The organism is Bacteroides sp. AM44-19, assembly GCF_003603395.1.
GTDB lineage: Bacteria > Bacteroidota > Bacteroidia > Bacteroidales > Bacteroidaceae > Bacteroides > Bacteroides uniformis.
The window spans coordinates 97,043-114,217 of record NZ_QTNB01000013.1 but is presented as its reverse complement, the minus strand read 5'-3'; the positions used below and the strand labels follow the sequence as shown (position 1 = coordinate 114,217).

General features: G+C 46.1%; 17 protein-coding genes. 5 read left to right on the top strand and 12 right to left on the bottom strand.

Translation table 11 applies throughout. The annotated features are described in order from the left end of the window. Positions 1 to 36 precede the first annotated feature (36 nt). The 8 genes from DW947_RS16655 to DW947_RS16620 all read right to left on the bottom strand — a co-directional run bounded on the left by DW947_RS16655 (position 37) and on the right by DW947_RS16620 (position 7,944). Complete coding sequence (locus tag DW947_RS16655; RefSeq protein WP_009038203.1) at positions 37 to 819, bottom strand: Cof-type HAD-IIB family hydrolase; 783 nt, start codon at positions 817 to 819, stop codon at positions 37 to 39. Between the two features lie 44 nt (positions 820 to 863). Beyond that, the gene (locus DW947_RS16650; protein ID WP_005831452.1) at positions 864 to 1,763 is read right to left on the bottom strand and encodes a helix-turn-helix domain-containing protein; all 900 of its coding nucleotides are present in this window, start codon (positions 1,761 to 1,763) and stop codon (positions 864 to 866) included. A 156-nt stretch (positions 1,764 to 1,919) separates the two neighbouring features. Further along, positions 1,920 to 3,230 carry a DUF58 domain-containing protein gene (locus tag DW947_RS16645; protein WP_005831453.1) on the bottom strand — a complete coding sequence of 437 codons (1,311 nt, stop codon included), beginning with the start codon at positions 3,228 to 3,230 and terminating at the stop codon, positions 1,920 to 1,922. Beyond that, positions 3,227 to 4,201: an AAA family ATPase gene (locus DW947_RS16640; protein WP_005831454.1), complete on the bottom strand. Its 975-nt coding sequence runs from the start codon at positions 4,199 to 4,201 to the stop codon at positions 3,227 to 3,229. Before DW947_RS16640 ends, DW947_RS16645 begins: the two co-directional genes overlap by 4 nt. 11 nt (positions 4,202 to 4,212) lie before the next feature. Next, positions 4,213 to 5,436 (bottom strand): DUF4350 domain-containing protein, encoded by a 1,224-nt coding sequence (locus tag DW947_RS16635; RefSeq protein ID WP_117866752.1) that lies wholly within the window; start codon positions 5,434 to 5,436, stop codon positions 4,213 to 4,215. Beyond that, positions 5,433 to 6,047 (bottom strand): DUF4129 domain-containing protein, encoded by a 615-nt coding sequence (locus DW947_RS16630; protein WP_009038199.1) that lies wholly within the window; start codon positions 6,045 to 6,047, stop codon positions 5,433 to 5,435. The genes DW947_RS16635 and DW947_RS16630 overlap by 4 nt, the downstream gene beginning before the upstream one ends. A 9-nt stretch (positions 6,048 to 6,056) precedes the next feature. Next, positions 6,057 to 7,001 carry a hypothetical protein gene (locus DW947_RS16625; RefSeq protein ID WP_005832395.1) on the bottom strand — a complete coding sequence of 315 codons (945 nt, stop codon included), beginning with the start codon at positions 6,999 to 7,001 and terminating at the stop codon, positions 6,057 to 6,059. Further along, a complete protein-coding gene (locus DW947_RS16620; protein ID WP_005832397.1) occupies positions 6,982 to 7,944 on the bottom strand; it encodes a stage II sporulation protein M in 963 nt (320 codons plus the stop codon). The genes DW947_RS16625 and DW947_RS16620 overlap by 20 nt, the downstream gene beginning before the upstream one ends. 100 nt (positions 7,945 to 8,044) lie before the next feature. Between DW947_RS16620 and DW947_RS16615 the strand changes: the two genes are divergently transcribed. Together DW947_RS16615 and DW947_RS16610 are read left to right on the top strand one after the other, a co-directional pair. After that, on the top strand, positions 8,045 to 8,770 hold the full coding sequence (locus DW947_RS16615) for an RDD family protein (RefSeq protein ID WP_005832400.1): 726 nt from the start codon (positions 8,045 to 8,047) through the stop codon (positions 8,768 to 8,770). A 125-nt stretch (positions 8,771 to 8,895) separates the two neighbouring features. After that, positions 8,896 to 9,471, top strand: a complete 576-nt coding sequence (locus DW947_RS16610; protein ID WP_008664890.1) for a DUF4251 domain-containing protein — start codon at positions 8,896 to 8,898, stop codon at positions 9,469 to 9,471. Positions 9,472 to 9,650: 179 nt separating this feature from the next. On the opposite strand, the gene DW947_RS16605 is transcribed toward DW947_RS16610, so the two are convergent. Both DW947_RS16605 and DW947_RS16600 read right to left on the bottom strand, forming a co-directional pair. Then, positions 9,651 to 10,484: a DNA-formamidopyrimidine glycosylase family protein gene (locus tag DW947_RS16605; protein WP_005832407.1), complete on the bottom strand. Its 834-nt coding sequence runs from the start codon at positions 10,482 to 10,484 to the stop codon at positions 9,651 to 9,653. 75 nt (positions 10,485 to 10,559) lie between these two features. After that, a complete protein-coding gene (locus tag DW947_RS16600) occupies positions 10,560 to 11,648 on the bottom strand; it encodes an MBL fold metallo-hydrolase (RefSeq protein ID WP_310591726.1) in 1,089 nt (362 codons plus the stop codon). Positions 11,649 to 11,762: 114 nt separating this feature from the next. Here DW947_RS16600 and DW947_RS16595 point away from each other — a divergent pair, with 114 nt between their 5' ends. Continuing rightward, positions 11,763 to 12,638, top strand: a complete 876-nt coding sequence (locus DW947_RS16595) for a PfkB family carbohydrate kinase (protein WP_005832412.1) — start codon at positions 11,763 to 11,765, stop codon at positions 12,636 to 12,638. A 35-nt stretch (positions 12,639 to 12,673) separates the two neighbouring features. Here the strand turns inward: DW947_RS16595 and hcp are convergent, their stop codons facing one another. After that, the gene (gene hcp, locus DW947_RS16590) at positions 12,674 to 14,323 is read right to left on the bottom strand and encodes a hydroxylamine reductase (RefSeq protein ID WP_117963281.1); all 1,650 of its coding nucleotides are present in this window, start codon (positions 14,321 to 14,323) and stop codon (positions 12,674 to 12,676) included. Positions 14,324 to 14,505: 182 nt separating this feature from the next. Here hcp and DW947_RS16585 point away from each other — a divergent pair, with 182 nt between their 5' ends. Both DW947_RS16585 and DW947_RS16580 read left to right on the top strand, forming a co-directional pair. Beyond that, positions 14,506 to 15,144 (top strand): Crp/Fnr family transcriptional regulator, encoded by a 639-nt coding sequence (locus DW947_RS16585; protein WP_005832417.1) that lies wholly within the window; start codon positions 14,506 to 14,508, stop codon positions 15,142 to 15,144. Positions 15,145 to 15,196: 52 nt separating this feature from the next. Then, positions 15,197 to 15,886, top strand: coding sequence for a Crp/Fnr family transcriptional regulator (locus DW947_RS16580; RefSeq protein ID WP_005832420.1), 690 nt, complete (start codon positions 15,197 to 15,199; stop codon positions 15,884 to 15,886). A 1-nt stretch (position 15,887) separates the two neighbouring features. Here DW947_RS16580 and DW947_RS16575 read toward each other — a convergent pair whose 3' ends face one another. Further along, on the bottom strand, positions 15,888 to 17,168 hold the full coding sequence (locus DW947_RS16575) for an alginate export family protein (RefSeq protein WP_117963283.1): 1,281 nt from the start codon (positions 17,166 to 17,168) through the stop codon (positions 15,888 to 15,890). Positions 17,169 to 17,175 lie beyond the last annotated feature (7 nt).

Below are 17,175 nucleotides of genomic sequence, written 5' to 3'. Positions count from 1 at the left end.
CAGACTATAGTTTTCATCAGTTTTGATAGCCGATTTTTATTCCAGAATACCGAAACGAACCAAGGCGTTCCGGACACCATTCTCATCCACCGCCTCCGTTATATAATCGGCAACGCTTTTCACAGCCTCGGAAGCTCCTCCCATAGCTATTCCCATCCCGGCTGCACGAATCATGGAAATATCATTCCCGCCATCACCAAAAGCGATGGTTCTTGAAACATCAAATCCATAATAGGAAGCAAACTCATTGATACCCATAGCCTTGTTTACTCCCGCCACATTGACATCCGCGAAGAAAGGGTTCCATCTGGAAACAGAAAGTCCGGGAAGTTGTGCCATTACTTCTTTTTCCATTTCTTCATCACAATATATGCATAACTGACAACATTCGCCTCCCATAAACTCTTTTTCGATGTCTGCCACCGGCGGTGTAGGGTGATTGACCAGCCTGGCCAATTCGATGACGGTCGGGTTGAGTTCGTTGACAAAAATACCTTTATTCGTTTCGATAGCCAGAGCAAACCCATAATGTTGAGCCAATACCAGTACCCTCTGAAAATCCTTTTCGGGAATCTGTTTACGAGATATAGGAGTGCCATCTCTCAGTACACAATCGGACCCATTCAAAGCTATCACTGCATCGTATGGAATCTCTTCAAGTTCGTGAAGATCGGTAAACGCCCTCCCAGTTGCTATTATGATTTTTATACCGGATTCATGAACTTGCTGCAACGCTTCGATAGCCGACTGCGGAACGCGGTGAGTGTCGAAACTCACCAATGTTCCGTCTACATCTAAAAATATAGCTTTGGTCTCCATTATAAAATATTTTGGTCTAATAAATTCATTCTATCTGCATCATCTCAATTTTGTGAATATCTATATTCATTCGGTGCAACTCCCGTTGCTTTCTTAAACACCAGACTGAAATATTGCACACTCGGATAGCCCAGCCGACGCGCTACGGCAGCAGGTGTATTACCGCCTTCCGATAACATTTTCTTGGCCGTGTACAAGCATTTGAACTGGAAGTATTCAGCCAATGTCTTACCCGTCTCAAACCTTAGCAAATCATCAAAGTAAGCCGTCGAAAGATTCAGTTTTTCGGCACAGCATCCGGAAGTGGGCAGCTTCCCCTCCTGCAACTTTCCGGAAGTGATATACTCGTCCAATATCCCTTCCATTTTCCCCAGAATCATCTTGTTCTTATTCTCACGGGTGATGAATTGCCGCTCATAGTAACGTGAGCAATAATCCAGCAGCAATTCGATGTGACGGGACAGGATGGTATTGCTATGCGTATCAATGGAATGATGAAGTTCATCATCAATATTCTCAAGGCAACACGTCACTTTGGCCGTTTCGCGCTGTGACAGATGCAACGCCTCCTCCTTGCGGTAGAAAAAGAAAGTATAGTTGTCGATATGATTCTTTAACGTAGTACAAAGCAATAAATCGGGATGAAATGCCAGCAGCCAACCTTTGTCCGGAAGCGTATTGTTCTTGTTCATCCGGAATATCTCGCCGGGAGTAAGAAATACCATCGTAGCATTGGAATAATCATAATATTTCCGTCCGCAGCAGTCACAATCCCCTTCACAGTCCTCAATCAGTAGGATGGCATAGAATTCAAACTTCACAGCATCCTGATACACACTAGGATTTTCCAGATTAATAATGCTTACCTGAGGATGCAACGTTTTACATCCCAGGCACCGGTTACATTCACATACGGTCTTTATGTCCAATGTATTGTCTTTCATCACCTATAAAGTCATTCTCATTATTGTAACTTCAGATATATAAAATCTTAAGGATATGTTTTCCACACCTTCACAATATACCAATTACAAAATTAGAGGAAAATCCAGACATCTTCACTACCCTTATTACGGATTATATAACCTTAGTTACTGTTTTTATATCTGGCTACGTGACTTCATCTCCAGATACTTGTTTATCACGTCCACAGAAAGATTTTCCGGTGTAGTCAGCACAGAACTGATGCCGTGCTGCTTCAAGGTGGAGACTATCAGCCGTTTCTCGAATACAAATTTCTCGGCAATGACATGGCGGTAATACCCTTCCGTATCCCTCGCAGGAGTGGCGACGTACTCTTTCAGAGCGGCATCTTCGAAGAAGATGACCAGCAACCGGTGCTGGCGGTTCAACTGCTGCAAATAAGCCAACTGGCGATTCAAGCTGCCGATGCCGGAAAAATTGGTATACAGCACCAAAAGACTGCGTTTGTTGACGCGCTTGTTCAAATGTACGCACAATGAGGAAAAGTCGGTCTCCCCAAAAGTAGTCTGCTGGCTGTAAAGGTTCTCCAATAACGCCTGCATTTGTCCGGGCTGTCGGGAGGCGGGGATAAATGTATCAAAGTGCTCATTAAACGTTACCAGTCCGGCTTTATCCTCCTTCCGCATGACAACGTACGAAAGAACCAGGGAGGCATTAATAGCATAGTCCAGCAAGGTCATCCCGCGAAATGCCTGCTGCATAATCCGCCCCTTGTCTATCACGTTATAGATTTGCTGGGAACGCTCGTCTTGATAGACATTTACCATAAGTTCGTGCCTCCGGGCGCTTGCTTTCCAGTTTATCGTGCGGTAATCGTCGCCTTTCACATACTCCTTTATCTGTTCGAACTCCGTATGATGCCCCACCCTGCGGATACGTTTGATGCCCAATTCCGTCAAGTTGTCGCTGATAGCAAGCAACTCATACCGATGGAGCATCAGATAGGACGGATATACCTTGACATCCAGCGGAGCATCGCAAGTATATCTGCGGGAAAGCAATCCCATTCTGCCTGCCACAAACACCCGAATCCGTCCGAAAGAGTAAATCCCCCGCCGCGTGGGACGCAGATGATACGTAATCGTCCTGCCCTCATTCGCCTGGAGCCTCATCCGGAAATCAATATTCCGCAACTGGAATGCAAAAGGAATCTCATCCACCACTTCCACAGCCACCGGATGCGGATAACTGCTCTCCACACGTATGTTCACGGTGTTCTCATCTCCGTTGGAGAAGCGGGTAGCACACTGGCGGAATGCCCGGATGCCGCGAATGCGATAGAGCATCACCCCATCCACCAGCGCCGACACCGCCAAAACAAAAAGCGCCCACTGCCCGATTGCAAAGAATGGAGCAAAGACGTACCCGATACCCATCAGCAGGACTATCAGAACAAGAGCAATATAGAATCGGCGGCCTAATCTCATTTCGGCACTTCCACCTTATCAATCAGACGTTGCGTCACCTTTACCGGCGAATAGCCTTCCATCTCGGCTTCCGCTGTCAATATCAAGCGATGCTGAAGCACATACGGAGCAACGAACTTAATATCCTCCGGTGTCACAAAGTCACGTCCCTGCAACAGTGCATATGCCTTGGAGGCCTGCATCATTGCCACGGACGCACGCGGAGAAGCTCCTAAATATACAGCCTTGCTGGTACGCGTCTGCTGTACAATCAACGCGATGTACTGAAGCAGCGTGCGGTCTACAAACACGTGTTCCATCAGCCTGCGCAACGAAAGCAGTTCTTCTTTTGTGAGCACGGGCGCCAGGCTCTCCAACTTCACCAACGAAGCATTGGCGTGGTGGCGCTCCAGGATGTCCACCTCCTCCTCCAATGAGGGATATCCCATGGTTATTTTCATCAGGAAGCGGTCCAGTTGCGCTTCAGGCAACTTATAAGTCCCCTCCTGCTCCACCGGATTCTGGGTTGCCAGAATCGTATAGAGTTCTCCCATCTGATGCGTGGTACCGTCAATGCTGACCTGCCGTTCTTCCATAACCTCGAACAAGGCTGCCTGCGTCTTGGCGGGAGCGCGGTTTATCTCGTCCACCAGCACGAGGTCGGCAAACACCGGTCCTTGATGAAAGTCAAAGTCATTGGTTTTCATGTTGAAGACCGTAGTACCCAACACGTCACTCGGCATCAAGTCCGGAGTAAACTGAATGCGGCTGAAGTCCGCCTTAATCAAGCGTGCCACCAGACGGGCAAGCAGTGTCTTTGCCACCCCCGGCACTCCCTCCAGCAACACATGACCGTTTGCCAGGACAACCGTCAGCACCAGGTCCACCGTCTGCTCCTGCCCCACTATGACCGTAGCAATCCGGTCCTTCAACGCTTGTATCTTCTCGGAAAAGAGAGTCAAGTCCACCCGTTTTTCTGTGTTCTCTTCCATAAATATCTTCTTTATATATGATTGATTATTTCATTCATTCTATCAATAAGCCGTTTCATCTCTTCCTCAGAGATACTGCGCCCTCCGTACACCACCGGCCTCACCTCGCGGATGAACGCGGCTATTTCCCCCGCTTCCATACCCGTCTTCCGGGCAATCCTGCCGAAAGAGCGCTCATCCTCTGCCACTTCCTCCACATCCACTTGTATTTCCCTCCTCAGTTCCTCCGCAAAATAGAGATATTTCTTGCGGACTAAGTCAGCATGGTCCTTCTTCTGATAATAAAGAGTACCTATCAACTCTGCAAACTCCAAAGACTTATTTTCCGGTTCGCGGATAACCGGAATGGCGCGCTGCTTCCTGCGGGCTGTAAATATCATAAAGAGCAGGATGGAAACCATACTCAAGTACAATGCCCAGCGAAGCGGCGGCTGCGAAAGGAAATAGCGAAAAGGAGACATCTGTACCTGGGCTGTTTCTTTCATATAGCCTTCGGTACGGACAATGGGAAATCCACCCATCTGGGACAATATACGAAAAAGATAAGCCGCATTCTTCCCATCCAGCACACCATAGTTCGTAAAAAGCAGGGGAGTGGAAGCCAGTATAACTTCCCCCTTTCCCCAAGAAACCGACATGGCAACCGGATGAGCAGCTTCTCCGGTAACAGTTTTTTCCGCCAACACTTTACTAGAAATGGAATCTGCAAAGAAATAAGACTGACAAAGTTGGGGATAGAAACAGAAAGTCTGCTGCGGATAAACCGCCGAATCCCCCACCCAGCACAAACTGTCTTTCGAAAGCAATGCAGTGGCATATTTTTTCAAAGCCGACGGACTGAAATAGGAATAGCTGCACTCAAATCCCAGCGTATCTTTCAAAATACGGCTGAAAGAGCTCCCCGCCAGCATAATCCGGTCTCCCCGTCCCGCCATCTTCAACATCGCCTCCACATCTACATCCGTCAAATGCAGGTTATCGGTAACAACCAGTATTCCGCGGCGGAGCGTCGTATCTTCCTGCTCCAGTTCATAAAAAGTCTTTCTCGACAACGAATATCCCTTCGGCAACGATGAAGACAGCAGGCTATCGAACACGGCACAGCCGAACGGTTGCTTGTCATAATGGCTGAACGTAGGGTTCCAGACAAACTTCTTTGGCAGACGGCACTCTATCGCAAACATCAACACCAGAAAAACAATGATACCGGCTATAAACCAATGGTTCCCCTTCATGCCGCCCCTCCTTTCTCCACTTCTTTCTGCAAATCCCGCATCGCATGGAACAAAGTTTCGGTCGCTTCAAAATTTCCGTAACGTACTCGTAGAAAATGGTTGGTCATTTGGCGGAAAGCTGGCAGACGGACTTCATAGATATATTGTGTTGGCGTTTTATATAACTGCCAGTCTATACGTTTTCCATCGCTGAGCTGTTTCAGCGTCTGCAGATAGAGCAAACGCACCGCCTCCCGATAATCCGTCCGGGCAAGCGCATCGGCAATTCTTTCCGCAAAATCCACTCCATAGATGGTGTCCTCCCCCACTGTATAGGGCAGGGTACTCTTGCGCGAACGCATGAACAGTTCCGGACGCTTCTTGTACACAAACCAAATGACCAATACCAGGATAAGAACGGCAATGCATATCAATACGACCTCCGAATATTCTGCCACCAACGTATTCCCGAATATCTTGTCCAGCAGCTTGCCGAACCATCTGCTGAACCACTCAAGTACATTAATTTCGGGAGCTATCAACTCACGACTGTAAGCAAACGCCGGGTCAGACTGCCAAGCGGCAACCTGTGCAGTATCACAAACCAGTGTATCAGCCGGAGCCATATTCATAGTCCGTTATCAGAGTTTATCAAAATTGTCAATATCACTCTCCACCATCACATAATCTATCTTTTCCGAAGCATGACCGTATTGATAAGCCAGTCCCAGCAATGAGAAAATCATGGACATATAAACGCCGAATGCCTGGACCACCGCCAGCAGATAAAGCACAAAGCTATAGGCTGCCGATACAGTGGCACCGCCACCTGCATCAGTCATTGCAAAGATATATTTCACAATAGTCCCGATATACCATGGAATCATCGTCACTCCCTGCAAGATGGCGGCGATGAATCCCATAACAATGGAAATCAGTACGATACCTCCCCAGGTAGCGAAACCCAGTCGGTAGGCCTTCTTCAAGGCATCTATGATATAGATATCTTCGAACAGATAGACTGGAGCCCAAATAGCAAGTGGCACAGACACCACCACAACGAGCAGAACGAACAAGAACGCAATCGCCATGAACGGAATGACGGTGGCTATAAAACCAACAATAAGCCCTACAAACAGCACCAAAAGCACACCGATAATCATTATCAGAAATACCCTTCTGACATTACGGAACAACAAGGGCTTCAGCATCCCTAACGTCACTCCCTCCAAGCGTTCTTCCCGTTCATTGTAAGTACGGACCAATGCGTAGACCAAAGAGGTCAGCATGACAGTTCCTAGCAGATAGAGAACGGCATACAGACTGTAATAAGTCACCAGTGCCATGATGGACGCTCCGACAACAGAAGAGTCGAACGAGCCTCCGGTCATATCACCCAGAGCCATTGTACCGCTCATCAGCCCGTTCAAGCTCAGTCCCTGAAGCAGACAAAGCGGCAACATCAGATATGTGGTGAATTTCATCAACGGCTTCCAATTCTCTTTGATAAAATCAAAGGTAGCAGTTAGTTTCTCTCCAAAAGAACGTTGTACATACAGTGCGATTTTAGGTTTCTGTGCTTCCATGCTTCTTTCTGTTAGGTAAATAAATATAATAAAAAAAGATAAACGACAAAGAGAGTAGAATAAAGCCGAACCTCAAAGCATCCGGAAGTTCGGTATGGCGGGTAACGAATCCTTCTATAAATCCTGCCATGATGAATACGGGTACCGTACCCACCACTATTTTCAGTCCTTTTTTGGCTCCCCGTTTGAAAGATTCCAGCCTTGAATAGGTTCCGGGAAAGAGCCATCCGTTGCCCAGGGCAAGACCGGCGGCACCGGCTACAATAATCGCCCAGATTTCGAGTGTCCCGTGCAGCCAAATGGCAAGGAAGGACTCCCAAAGCAAGTCGTGCTGATAAAAGAAGGTTTGGAAAGCCCCTATCATGATACCATTGTTAAGGAGCATGTATCCGGTGCCAAAACTGGTCAGCAACCCCATGGCAAAGCAGTTGAAGGAGACCATGATATTGTTCAGCGTGATACTCAGAAACATGGGGAACTCGGAGGAACCGTTATATACAGCCATAGGTTCACCATTAGCGATATTGTTCAAAGTCATATCCACATAGGAGTTTCCTAAAATCAAACGCACAAAATCGGGGTCTCCGGCAGCGGATACCACTCCTATCAATGCGCTGACCACAAATATAATGAAGGAAGCCACCAGCTCACGGCGTGCATCGTGCATGGCCGAAGGCACTTCACGGGTCCAGTAGGTGATAATTCTTGACCATTTCTCGCGCTTGTTTCTATAAATGCGGTTGTGCAATGCCGAGGCAAGATTGTTCAGATAGATAGTGATGCGGGAAGCGGGGAAATGCGTTTGGGCAAAAGCCAGATCTGCCGTAAGCTCCGTATATGCGTCGGCAAGTTCATCGGGAGACAGACTTTCCGCCTGCTCCACCATTGTTTCTGCTCGTTTCCATTTTTCGATGTTCTGCCGGATAAACGTCACTTCTTTCATACCCCATGACTATTTCAGAGAAGTTTTGTCTGAAATAGGTAACAAAAATAAGAGAATAATGATATATTTGCAATGAAATACTAAAAATGTTTTATCAGGAATGGCAGAATCTACAATTATCACCGGACAATTTGTCCGCATCAGTCAAACGCCTGCCAGTATCGGTGAGCGGCTCATTGCACTGGCCATAGATTATATTCTGCTCGGATTCTATGTATTTTCTACTTTGGCCTTGTTTTCACGGATTCATCTACCCTCTGATTTCACGATGCTTTTCTTTTTTACCATTGTCTACCTGCCAGTCTTGCTTTATGCATTTCTCTGCGAAATGTTCAACCAGGGACAAAGTTTCGGCAAGCGGCTGATGAACATTCGTGTCGTAAAGGCAGACGGCTCCACGCCCGGCATAGGCTCGTACCTGCTCCGATGGCTTCTCTTCCCTATCGACGGACCGGTGACCGGTGGTCTGGGACTTCTGGTCGTCCTTTTGACCAAAAACAGCCAGCGAATGGGAGACCTTGCCGCCGGCACCATGGTAATCAAGGAAAAGAATTACCGCAAGATACACGTCAGCCTCGATGAGTTCGACTACCTGACCAAAGACTACCGACCTACCTATCCACAAGCTTCCGACTTGTCATTGGAGCAAATCAACGTCATTACCCGGACCCTGCAATCGGGTAAAAAAGACCGTACACGCCGCATTGCCTCCCTTGCGAAAAAAGTGCAGGAACTTCTCTCCATCACTCCTCATGACAGTAACCCGGAAAACTTTCTTCAGACCATTCTCCGGGATTACCAGTATTATGCCTTGGAAGAAATTTAATACGAACTTCCAACAAAACCAAAGAAGTGTTAAGTCTTACGCTTATTTAAGATTCAAGCTGCATCTTTTTGGCTTTTCATTTGTTAATCAACCAGAAGGTCTTAACTAAATAACAAAGAACAATTATGAAACGAATCATTACATTAATCACACTGGTGTTGGTAAGTGCATCGACCCTGATGTATGCACAGAGTAGCAGCGAAACACGCCAAGCAGAGCGTAAAGCCCAACGCGAAGCCCAGAAAGCACGCGAAAAAGCAGAAAATGAAAGGAACTATGCCATTGCCGTCCAGGCATTGAAAGAGGGCAAGTTTGTATTGGAAGCAGACCAGCTGGTGTTCAAGAGAGGACGGAGCGCATTTGTTTCATCGACAACAAACTTCGTTCTGATGGACGGTGAACACGCATCCGTACAAATAGCTGCCAACAATGCCCTTGCAGGCCCCAACGGAATAGGCGGCATCACAGTGGACGGCAGCAGAAAGGAAATGAAAATCACGACCGACAAAAAGGGAAACGTGAATTGCAGCTTCAGCGTACAAGGCATCGGAATATCCGCACAAGTGTATATCACACTGACCAACGGCGGCAATAATGCATCGGCAAGAATCAGCCCGAACTTCAATTCGAATACCCTGACGCTGAACGGAGTCCTGGTTCCATTGTCCCAGTCAAACGTTTACAAAGGGCGGGCTTTATAAAACACCCCTTTTGTCCGTACAAAGTATAAAGAAAAGAAGATATTCATATCGTGTTCGCAGGATACGAATATCGTGTAGACACGATATTAACAGAATGCGATACAAGGAATTAATAAACTGTTATACAGAATATTAATTCCTTGCATCGTACATAAAGGGAGCTAACAGAATGTGGACATTTATTCTTTTATCTGTTGACACGTTGGGCAATAATATACCGAACCACCCATATAAGCCTCTTTTATGATGGTACTGCCACAACGGAGACAAGGATTCTTCCATGTTTTGGCAGAAAGAATGGTTTTGTAACCTCCGGCGTTGCCATAAAGATCTGTTTGCGTATCGCGTCCGCCCTCGAACGTCATATCCACCAATGTTTCTTTTAGAGCATTAAAAAGAACGTCTTTCTGATTATCCGACAGAAGTAGCACTTTCTGTTTGGGATTTATCCGTGCATTGAACAGAATATCCTGCGTTACGCCGTTACCTACACCGGGAATACGCTGATTGGTTGCTAATAGAGCTTTAGCAGAGAGGGTCTTCTTTGCTTCGGCAACGAGTTTCTCAAATTCCGCTTCGGTGTATTTATCGCTCAACGGCGAAATGCTTTCCCGACTCAATTTATAGTACTTATTGTCGATATAGCTATCAGGATAAACATTGATAAAACCATACATTACAACCGTGAAGACAAGGAATGAATCATCATTAAACGTCAGCAACAACTGGTAATTGGCAGGAATCTTATCTCCCGCATTGTAATAACGGACACTGACTCCGTCGCCTATATTCATGATCACATTATCCGAAAGATTGAAATTGACAAACATGCCATATCCTTCGGATGAAAGGATGGTTTTACCTACGAGCAGTTTACCATACTCCGACGGATTGCCGTTATAGAACGTAAACTTATGCGGTTTGGTGGCATTGAATACCTGCGTGATTGTTTTACCGCTCAAGGCGTTGTTCACTTGTTTGCTCAGGGTGATAACTTCGGGTAATTCCAACATATTATCTTACTTTTATTTTCGATAGGGATATATATTTCCGTTAATAACTCGTCAATAGCTAATCAATATCGTTCATTATTTTAACCGGACCACTTCCCCTATAATAGGCATCAACACGTTCAAAGAGTCTTTCTCTTTCAGATTCATGGCATTCTTCAACGGTTCGTCCCAGCGGTGTCTAGCCAAAGCATATTTGGAATGATGGACAGTCAGAATCTTTTCCGCATTCAAGTCCCTGGCCACTTGTCCCAAATATTGGGGCATGGTATGGATATATTTCCAATCTTCGTTATACTGCCCATTCTCCAATATGGCAAGGTCAATGCCAGGATATTGCTTGCCTATTTCGGCAAAATGCGTATCATATCCACTATCACCGCCCATATAAATCTTCTGCGAAGGGGTTTCGATAAGGAAAGAGGCCCATAGTGCCTGATTCGCTTTCAACGAGCGGCCCGAAAAATGCCGGGCGGGCAAGCAATGAAGCAGAAATCCCTTATCCAGTACAGTATCTTCAAACCAATCTAGCTCAACCAGGGATGATTTGTCAAATCCCCAATACTCGAAATGTTCACCTACCCCCAAAGGACAGACCACCTTATCTACCCGATTTTTCAGCTGCATCACCGTTTCATAATCCAGATGATCCCAATGGTCATGTGATATCACCAGATAGTCAATCTCCGGCATATCGGCAGGCTTGTAGGCATCCGCCCCCTTGAACGGCTTGTTTACAAACGAAACCGGAGAAGCCCCACAAAATACGGGGTCTACCAGTATACGCTTTCCGTCTATCTGGATAAAATAGGATGAATGTCCGAACCATACCAATACATTCTCGTCCTTGCTTATCTTGCTGAGGTCCGTCTTTATAACCGGAATCTCCGTTTCAGGACGCAAATCGGTTTCTTTCTTAAATAAGAATCCCCAGAAAGCTCCCAAACGTCCCTTTTGGGAAGTCATCATCATCGTACTGTGCAGATTCCGGAATTCTCCGTCTTTGTAATGAGGCGACTTCTTAATCCTCTCCAACCGTTCTCCTTGAGGAGCCCTCCCGAAACTCGGCTGATTGACAAAAACGAATCCCACTATGACCGCAACAGCCACAATACCCACTATAATGCCAACTATCATACGTACTCTTTTCGTTTTTAATGAATTCATATTCAATGAGGCTACATTTACAGCTGCAAATATAGTCGAATTGTTATTAAATCACTATCTTCGCGCCCAATTTACGGAATCAATACAATAAAGCAATAAAAAGCCAACAAAGAAATGAACACACACAGTCTATGTTGCATCGGTTATATTACCCAAGATAAAGTCGTAACCCCTAAAAATACCATATATATGCCGGGAGGCACCTCCTTCTACTTCGCACATGCCATCAAGCACTTGAATGCTAACGATTTTTTATTGGTAACAGCTTTGGCTGATACTGACATGGGCATTGTGGAAGACATTCGGAAAGAAGGTATTTCCGTCAAAGCCTTGCACAGCACACATTCCGTCTGTTTCGAGAATATTTATGGAGAAAACCAGAACGAACGTACACAACGTGTCACGGCAAAAGCAGACCCTTTCACCGTGGAAGGTTTGAAAGATACCGATGCACGGATTATCCACTTGGGCAGTCTGCTTGCCGACGACTTCTCTTTGGAGGTCATCAAGTTCTTGTCCGGAAAGGGACTCCTCTCGGTAGATGTGCAGGGATTTCTCCGCAAAGTGGATAATGAAAAAGTGCTGGCAGTAGACTGGCCGGAAAAGAAAGAAGCATTGAAGTATATCCATATTCTGAAAGCCAACGAAGCTGAAATGGAAGTACTGACCGGATGCAGTGAACCGCACGAAGCCGCATTGCTGATTGCAGACTGGGGCGTCAAGGAAGTGCTGCTGACCCTGGGAGATAAAGGTTCGCTGATATATGCCCAAGGAGAATTTCACGAAATCCCCGCCTATCCTGCCCTTCAGATTACAGATGCAACAGGATGTGGAGACACCTATATGGTGGGGTATCTGTATATGCGCAACAAAGGTGCATCCCACCGGGAAGCGGGATGCTTTGCTGCCGCCATGTGCACCATAAAACTACAATCACACGGGCCATTCTGCGGAACGGAAGAAGCGATAAATAACGTGATAAAAGGATAAAGTGATAGGGTGATATAACACCCTACCATCTTTATTTATAATCCGAATTTTTTCAAATCATCTTCCACACTACCGATACCTGCGATATGAAACATATCAACCAGTACCTTCACAACATTCGGAGAAAGGAAAGCGGGCAATGTGGGGCCTAAGTGAATATCCTTCACCCCGAGACTCAGTAATGCCAACAATACAATAACCGCCTTCTGTTCGTACCATGCTATGTTGTAGACAATGGGAAGTTCGTTGATGTCATTCAGCCGGAATACTTCTTTCAGCTTCATGGCTATCACGGCCAGTGAATAACTGTCATTGCACTGTCCGGCATCCAATACACGGGGAATGCCGTTGATGTCTCCCAAACCAAGTTTATTATAACGGTATTTGGCACAACCTGCGGTCAGGATAACGGTATCTTGCGGCAAGGCTTTGGCAAACTCCGTATAGTAATCGCGGCTCTTCATACGTCCGTCACAGCCTGCCATTACGATAAAGCGGCGTATGGCTCCGGTCTTCACGGCATCTACCACCTTGTCTGCCAGTTGCAGTACCTGGTTATGGGCAAAACCACCGATAATCTCTCCATGCTCTATCTCCACCGGCGGCTGGCATTGTTTGGCAATCTCTATGATTTCAGAGAAGTCTTTCCTGCCTTCCGCATCCTTATCGATATACTTGCAACCCGGATAACCGGTAGAGTTGGTGATGAACATACGCTCTTTATACACTGCATTAGCCAAAGGAGGAACGATGCAGTTGGTGGTAAACAGAATCGGTCCGTTGAAGGAAGTGAATTCTTCACGCTGTTTCCACCAGGCATTGCCATAGTTGCCTACAAAATGAGAATATTTCTTGAAAGCAGGATAATAGTGGGCAGGCAGCATTTCACCATGTGTATAGACGTCTATCCCCGTACCTTCTGTCTGTCTCAATAATTCTTCCATATCCTTCAAGTCATGGCCGCTAATCAAAATTCCCGGACGATTCTTCACACCGATATTCACCTTTGTAATTTCGGGATTACCGTAAGTACCGGTATTGGCAGCATCCAGTAGAGCCATTGTCTTTACTCCGAACTCACCAGCTTCGAGAACCAGCTTCACCCATTCCTCTGCCGATAGAGACTCAACCGCAATGGTAGCCAGTGCACGCTGCATGAAAACATGAACTGTATCATCATTGAATCCCAAGCGCATAGCATGCTCCAGATAAGCTGCCATACCTTTCAAACCATAGACAAGCAATTCTTTCAACGAACGGAGGTCTTCATTCTGTTCACGCAGAACACCTACTGTCTTCGCTTTCTCGGCATAGTCGTCACGCGTTCCCTGCCAAGTCAGTTCATCTACTTGGGGTAGGAACACTTTGTTGTGCTTGGTCTCTTGAATCAATCCATTACGCAAAGCAAGTCCCCTATCCACCCGTTTCAAGATGCTTTCATCATCGAAATTCGCATTCGTGATAGTACAAAACAAAGCATCCGTCACAAAAATATTCACTTCTTCAGAGACTGGAGAATCTGCCTTGCGTAATGTATCGGCAACAACAGAGATACCCCTGACTACAAACAGTAACAAGTCCATAGCTTGAGCCGTATGACTTTCTTTTCCACATACACCTTTCAATATACAGCCGGTTCCTTTGGCTGTCTCCTGACATTGATAACAAAACATGTTTGGTTCCATATTCCTATTCATTTAAAAGTTTGCATAATCTTTTGATAAGATAAGCAGCACCTCAGCAATAAAAATAAGCAGGCTTATGTTCTATTGCATTCGATTTGCATTATCTTTGTGCAAAGATGAGAGTTCTACAACGCACAAACTGTCACGAATGTTACATCGAATCACAAAAAAGTAAAAAAAGAATGGAAATCCATACATTATTGGAAATGCCTCCTTTCCAAGACATAACAGAAGAAGAATTATTATCCCTCATCCTGGCACCCGAACATGCACACAGGCAATACAAACCTGCTGACTTCATTGCCATGCAGGGAGAAGCATATCGTTCTCTATTCATATTGTGCAACGGCAGTGTGCGTACCCAAATGGTCAGTGCGGAGGGGAAGCAACTCACCATCGAAACGCTGAAAGCCCCGCAACTGCTTGCCCCGGCTTTTGTCTTTGCCTCCGAAAACCGCTTCCCGGTAAATATCGAAGCTAAAGAGAAATGTGAGATACTCGTTATAAACAAGAACATTTTCCTGGAATTCCTGCATCAACACCCCGCTGTGATGCGCAACTTTCTGCAACTGGTATCGGACAGAACCCTATTTCTCTCCAAAAAGCTAAATGCCTTTGCCCTACAAAGTCTGAAATCGCGTATACTGAACTATCTACGCATGCATGGCACGATACTCAACCAGCAGGAAGTGGCACAAATACTGGGAGTGGCGCGTCCCTCGCTGGCACGTGCCTTATCGGAACTGGCAAGCGAAGGGTGCATCCGAATGGAAGAGAAGGAAATGCGGATAAATGCAGTCTCCGCCCAAAAGTATTTATAAAAAACGTTCGCACTTATATATTATTCTTACCTTTGTCCAAGAATAAAAAGCTATGGAAAAGATTCTACTGGATGAAAAGTACGAACAGTTGTTGTTCCAAATCCCTCTACTAAGGGATTTGCCACATAATATCAAGCAATCGCTGCTTGAGAAACTGGAATATTCAGTCTATTCTATAGACAAGAAAGATATAGTTGCCCGGCAAGGCACCCCCTGCAAGAAGCTATATATACTATTGGAAGGTAAATTGCGTGTAGATATTATAGACGGTCTGGGCAATAAAGTTATGGTAGAATACATCGTTGCCCCCCGGGCCTTTGCCACTCCCCATCTCTTCGGCAGCAACACCACACTGCCGGCAACTTTTACTGCCATTGAAGACTGTATCCTATTCACTGCCACCAAAGAATCCACCTTCAAGCTTATCAGCCAGGATCCCAAAGTGCTGCACAACTTCCTTTGCATAACGGGAAATTGCAATGCCTGCACGGTTTCGCGATTAAAAACCCTTTCCCGCAAAACAGTCCGCGAAAGGTTTGTCGTCTATCTGTTTGAAAACAGAATTTCCAACTCTACCAGCATCACCATTGCGCATACCCAATCTGAGCTGGCAGAATACCTCAATGTAACCCGCCCGGCACTTTCAAAGGAAATCAATAAGATGACCAAAGAAGGTATTATCCTAATGACGGGTAAGAAAATTGAGGTATTGAATGAAGCAGCTCTGAAAGAGTATATCTAAACTACCATTTTACAAACAAGATTCTCGGATTGATGTTGACAGATACCCAGCCCCAATCCTGCCAGCGTTTATGGTCGCCGCCTTTCACCACGTCCATAGACTTCGTACCCCGCATAATGGAGTAACCGGCAGAAAGCTTCACGTCCTTCATCACATTCCAGTCAAGCTGATAGTCCATCTCCGAACCCAATCCCTTTTTTACATCATCCAGCTTGGCAGCAGTAGCAAAATAGTGATAATTCAGTTGCATACTCACCTGCTTGGATGTCTTGAAGTTGACACCCAACTGGGCATCCTGCAAACCGGGAGCTACTCCCTGCCAAGCAGAAGCATAGAAATAGTCCATCGCTCCATAGAACTTATGATGTGTTCCGTAAAGAGGATCGAATGCTTTGAACTTGTCACCTTTCCCGTCACTGCCACTCAGATAATCATAACCCAAGCTCACACTCCATTGCTTGTCTATGGCATAGGCAGCCTTCACGTTTACCATAAAGGCAGATACACTCTGCGCATTCTTGTTCTTTCCGGTCTGATAATAGAAAGCAGCCTGCACAGGTAGCCAATTTCCCGATTCCGGCTGATAAGTCACGTAAGTACCGAACGTCTGCAAATAGCGGGTATGGGAAGTTTCTGTTTCTGCATCACCGGTTTCCAGGCCCAGATTCATGAATAACAAAGAGACATCAAGGTTGGGGGTTTGCGCCGCATAATGATACCAAAGGGTCTGCATATTCTTATAAGGTTGTGCACCGTCATAATAATAGGTACCGCCTTTTGCCTTTTCCTTGTTCTGGTTGAAGGCAAGAATGAAATGCAGTTGGTGGGCATTCTTGGCATAGCCCAACTTCAATGCATCGTGATAGCGACCGGCCACATTCCAGTCCAGCCCTCCCAAAATACGTTCGTCGTCATAAGACAAGGTCTGGCGCCCCAGTTGTGCAAAGAAACCGGCACCAAAGTTGAGTTTTGCCCATGCTTCGTTCATAATGAAACGCCCGTTAGTGTCTATCTGCGGGTCCTGCCCCCATACGCCTACATGTTGGGCCGAAATCTTCATACTCAAATCCGAACGTTTATACTCCATGGAAAGACGTGCACGGTTGTTGATAAATGAAGCAGCCTTGTCTCCCTCGAAACGTGGTAACTGTGCTCCGTTACGGTATTCTGCACGGGGTCTGATTTGCATCGACATGGTGAATTCGTTCTCTTTCTCCGAACCTTGTGCCCACAACATTCCGGGCAACAGCAATAAGCCTAATGCCAAATAAACTGTTTTCATAAGTATT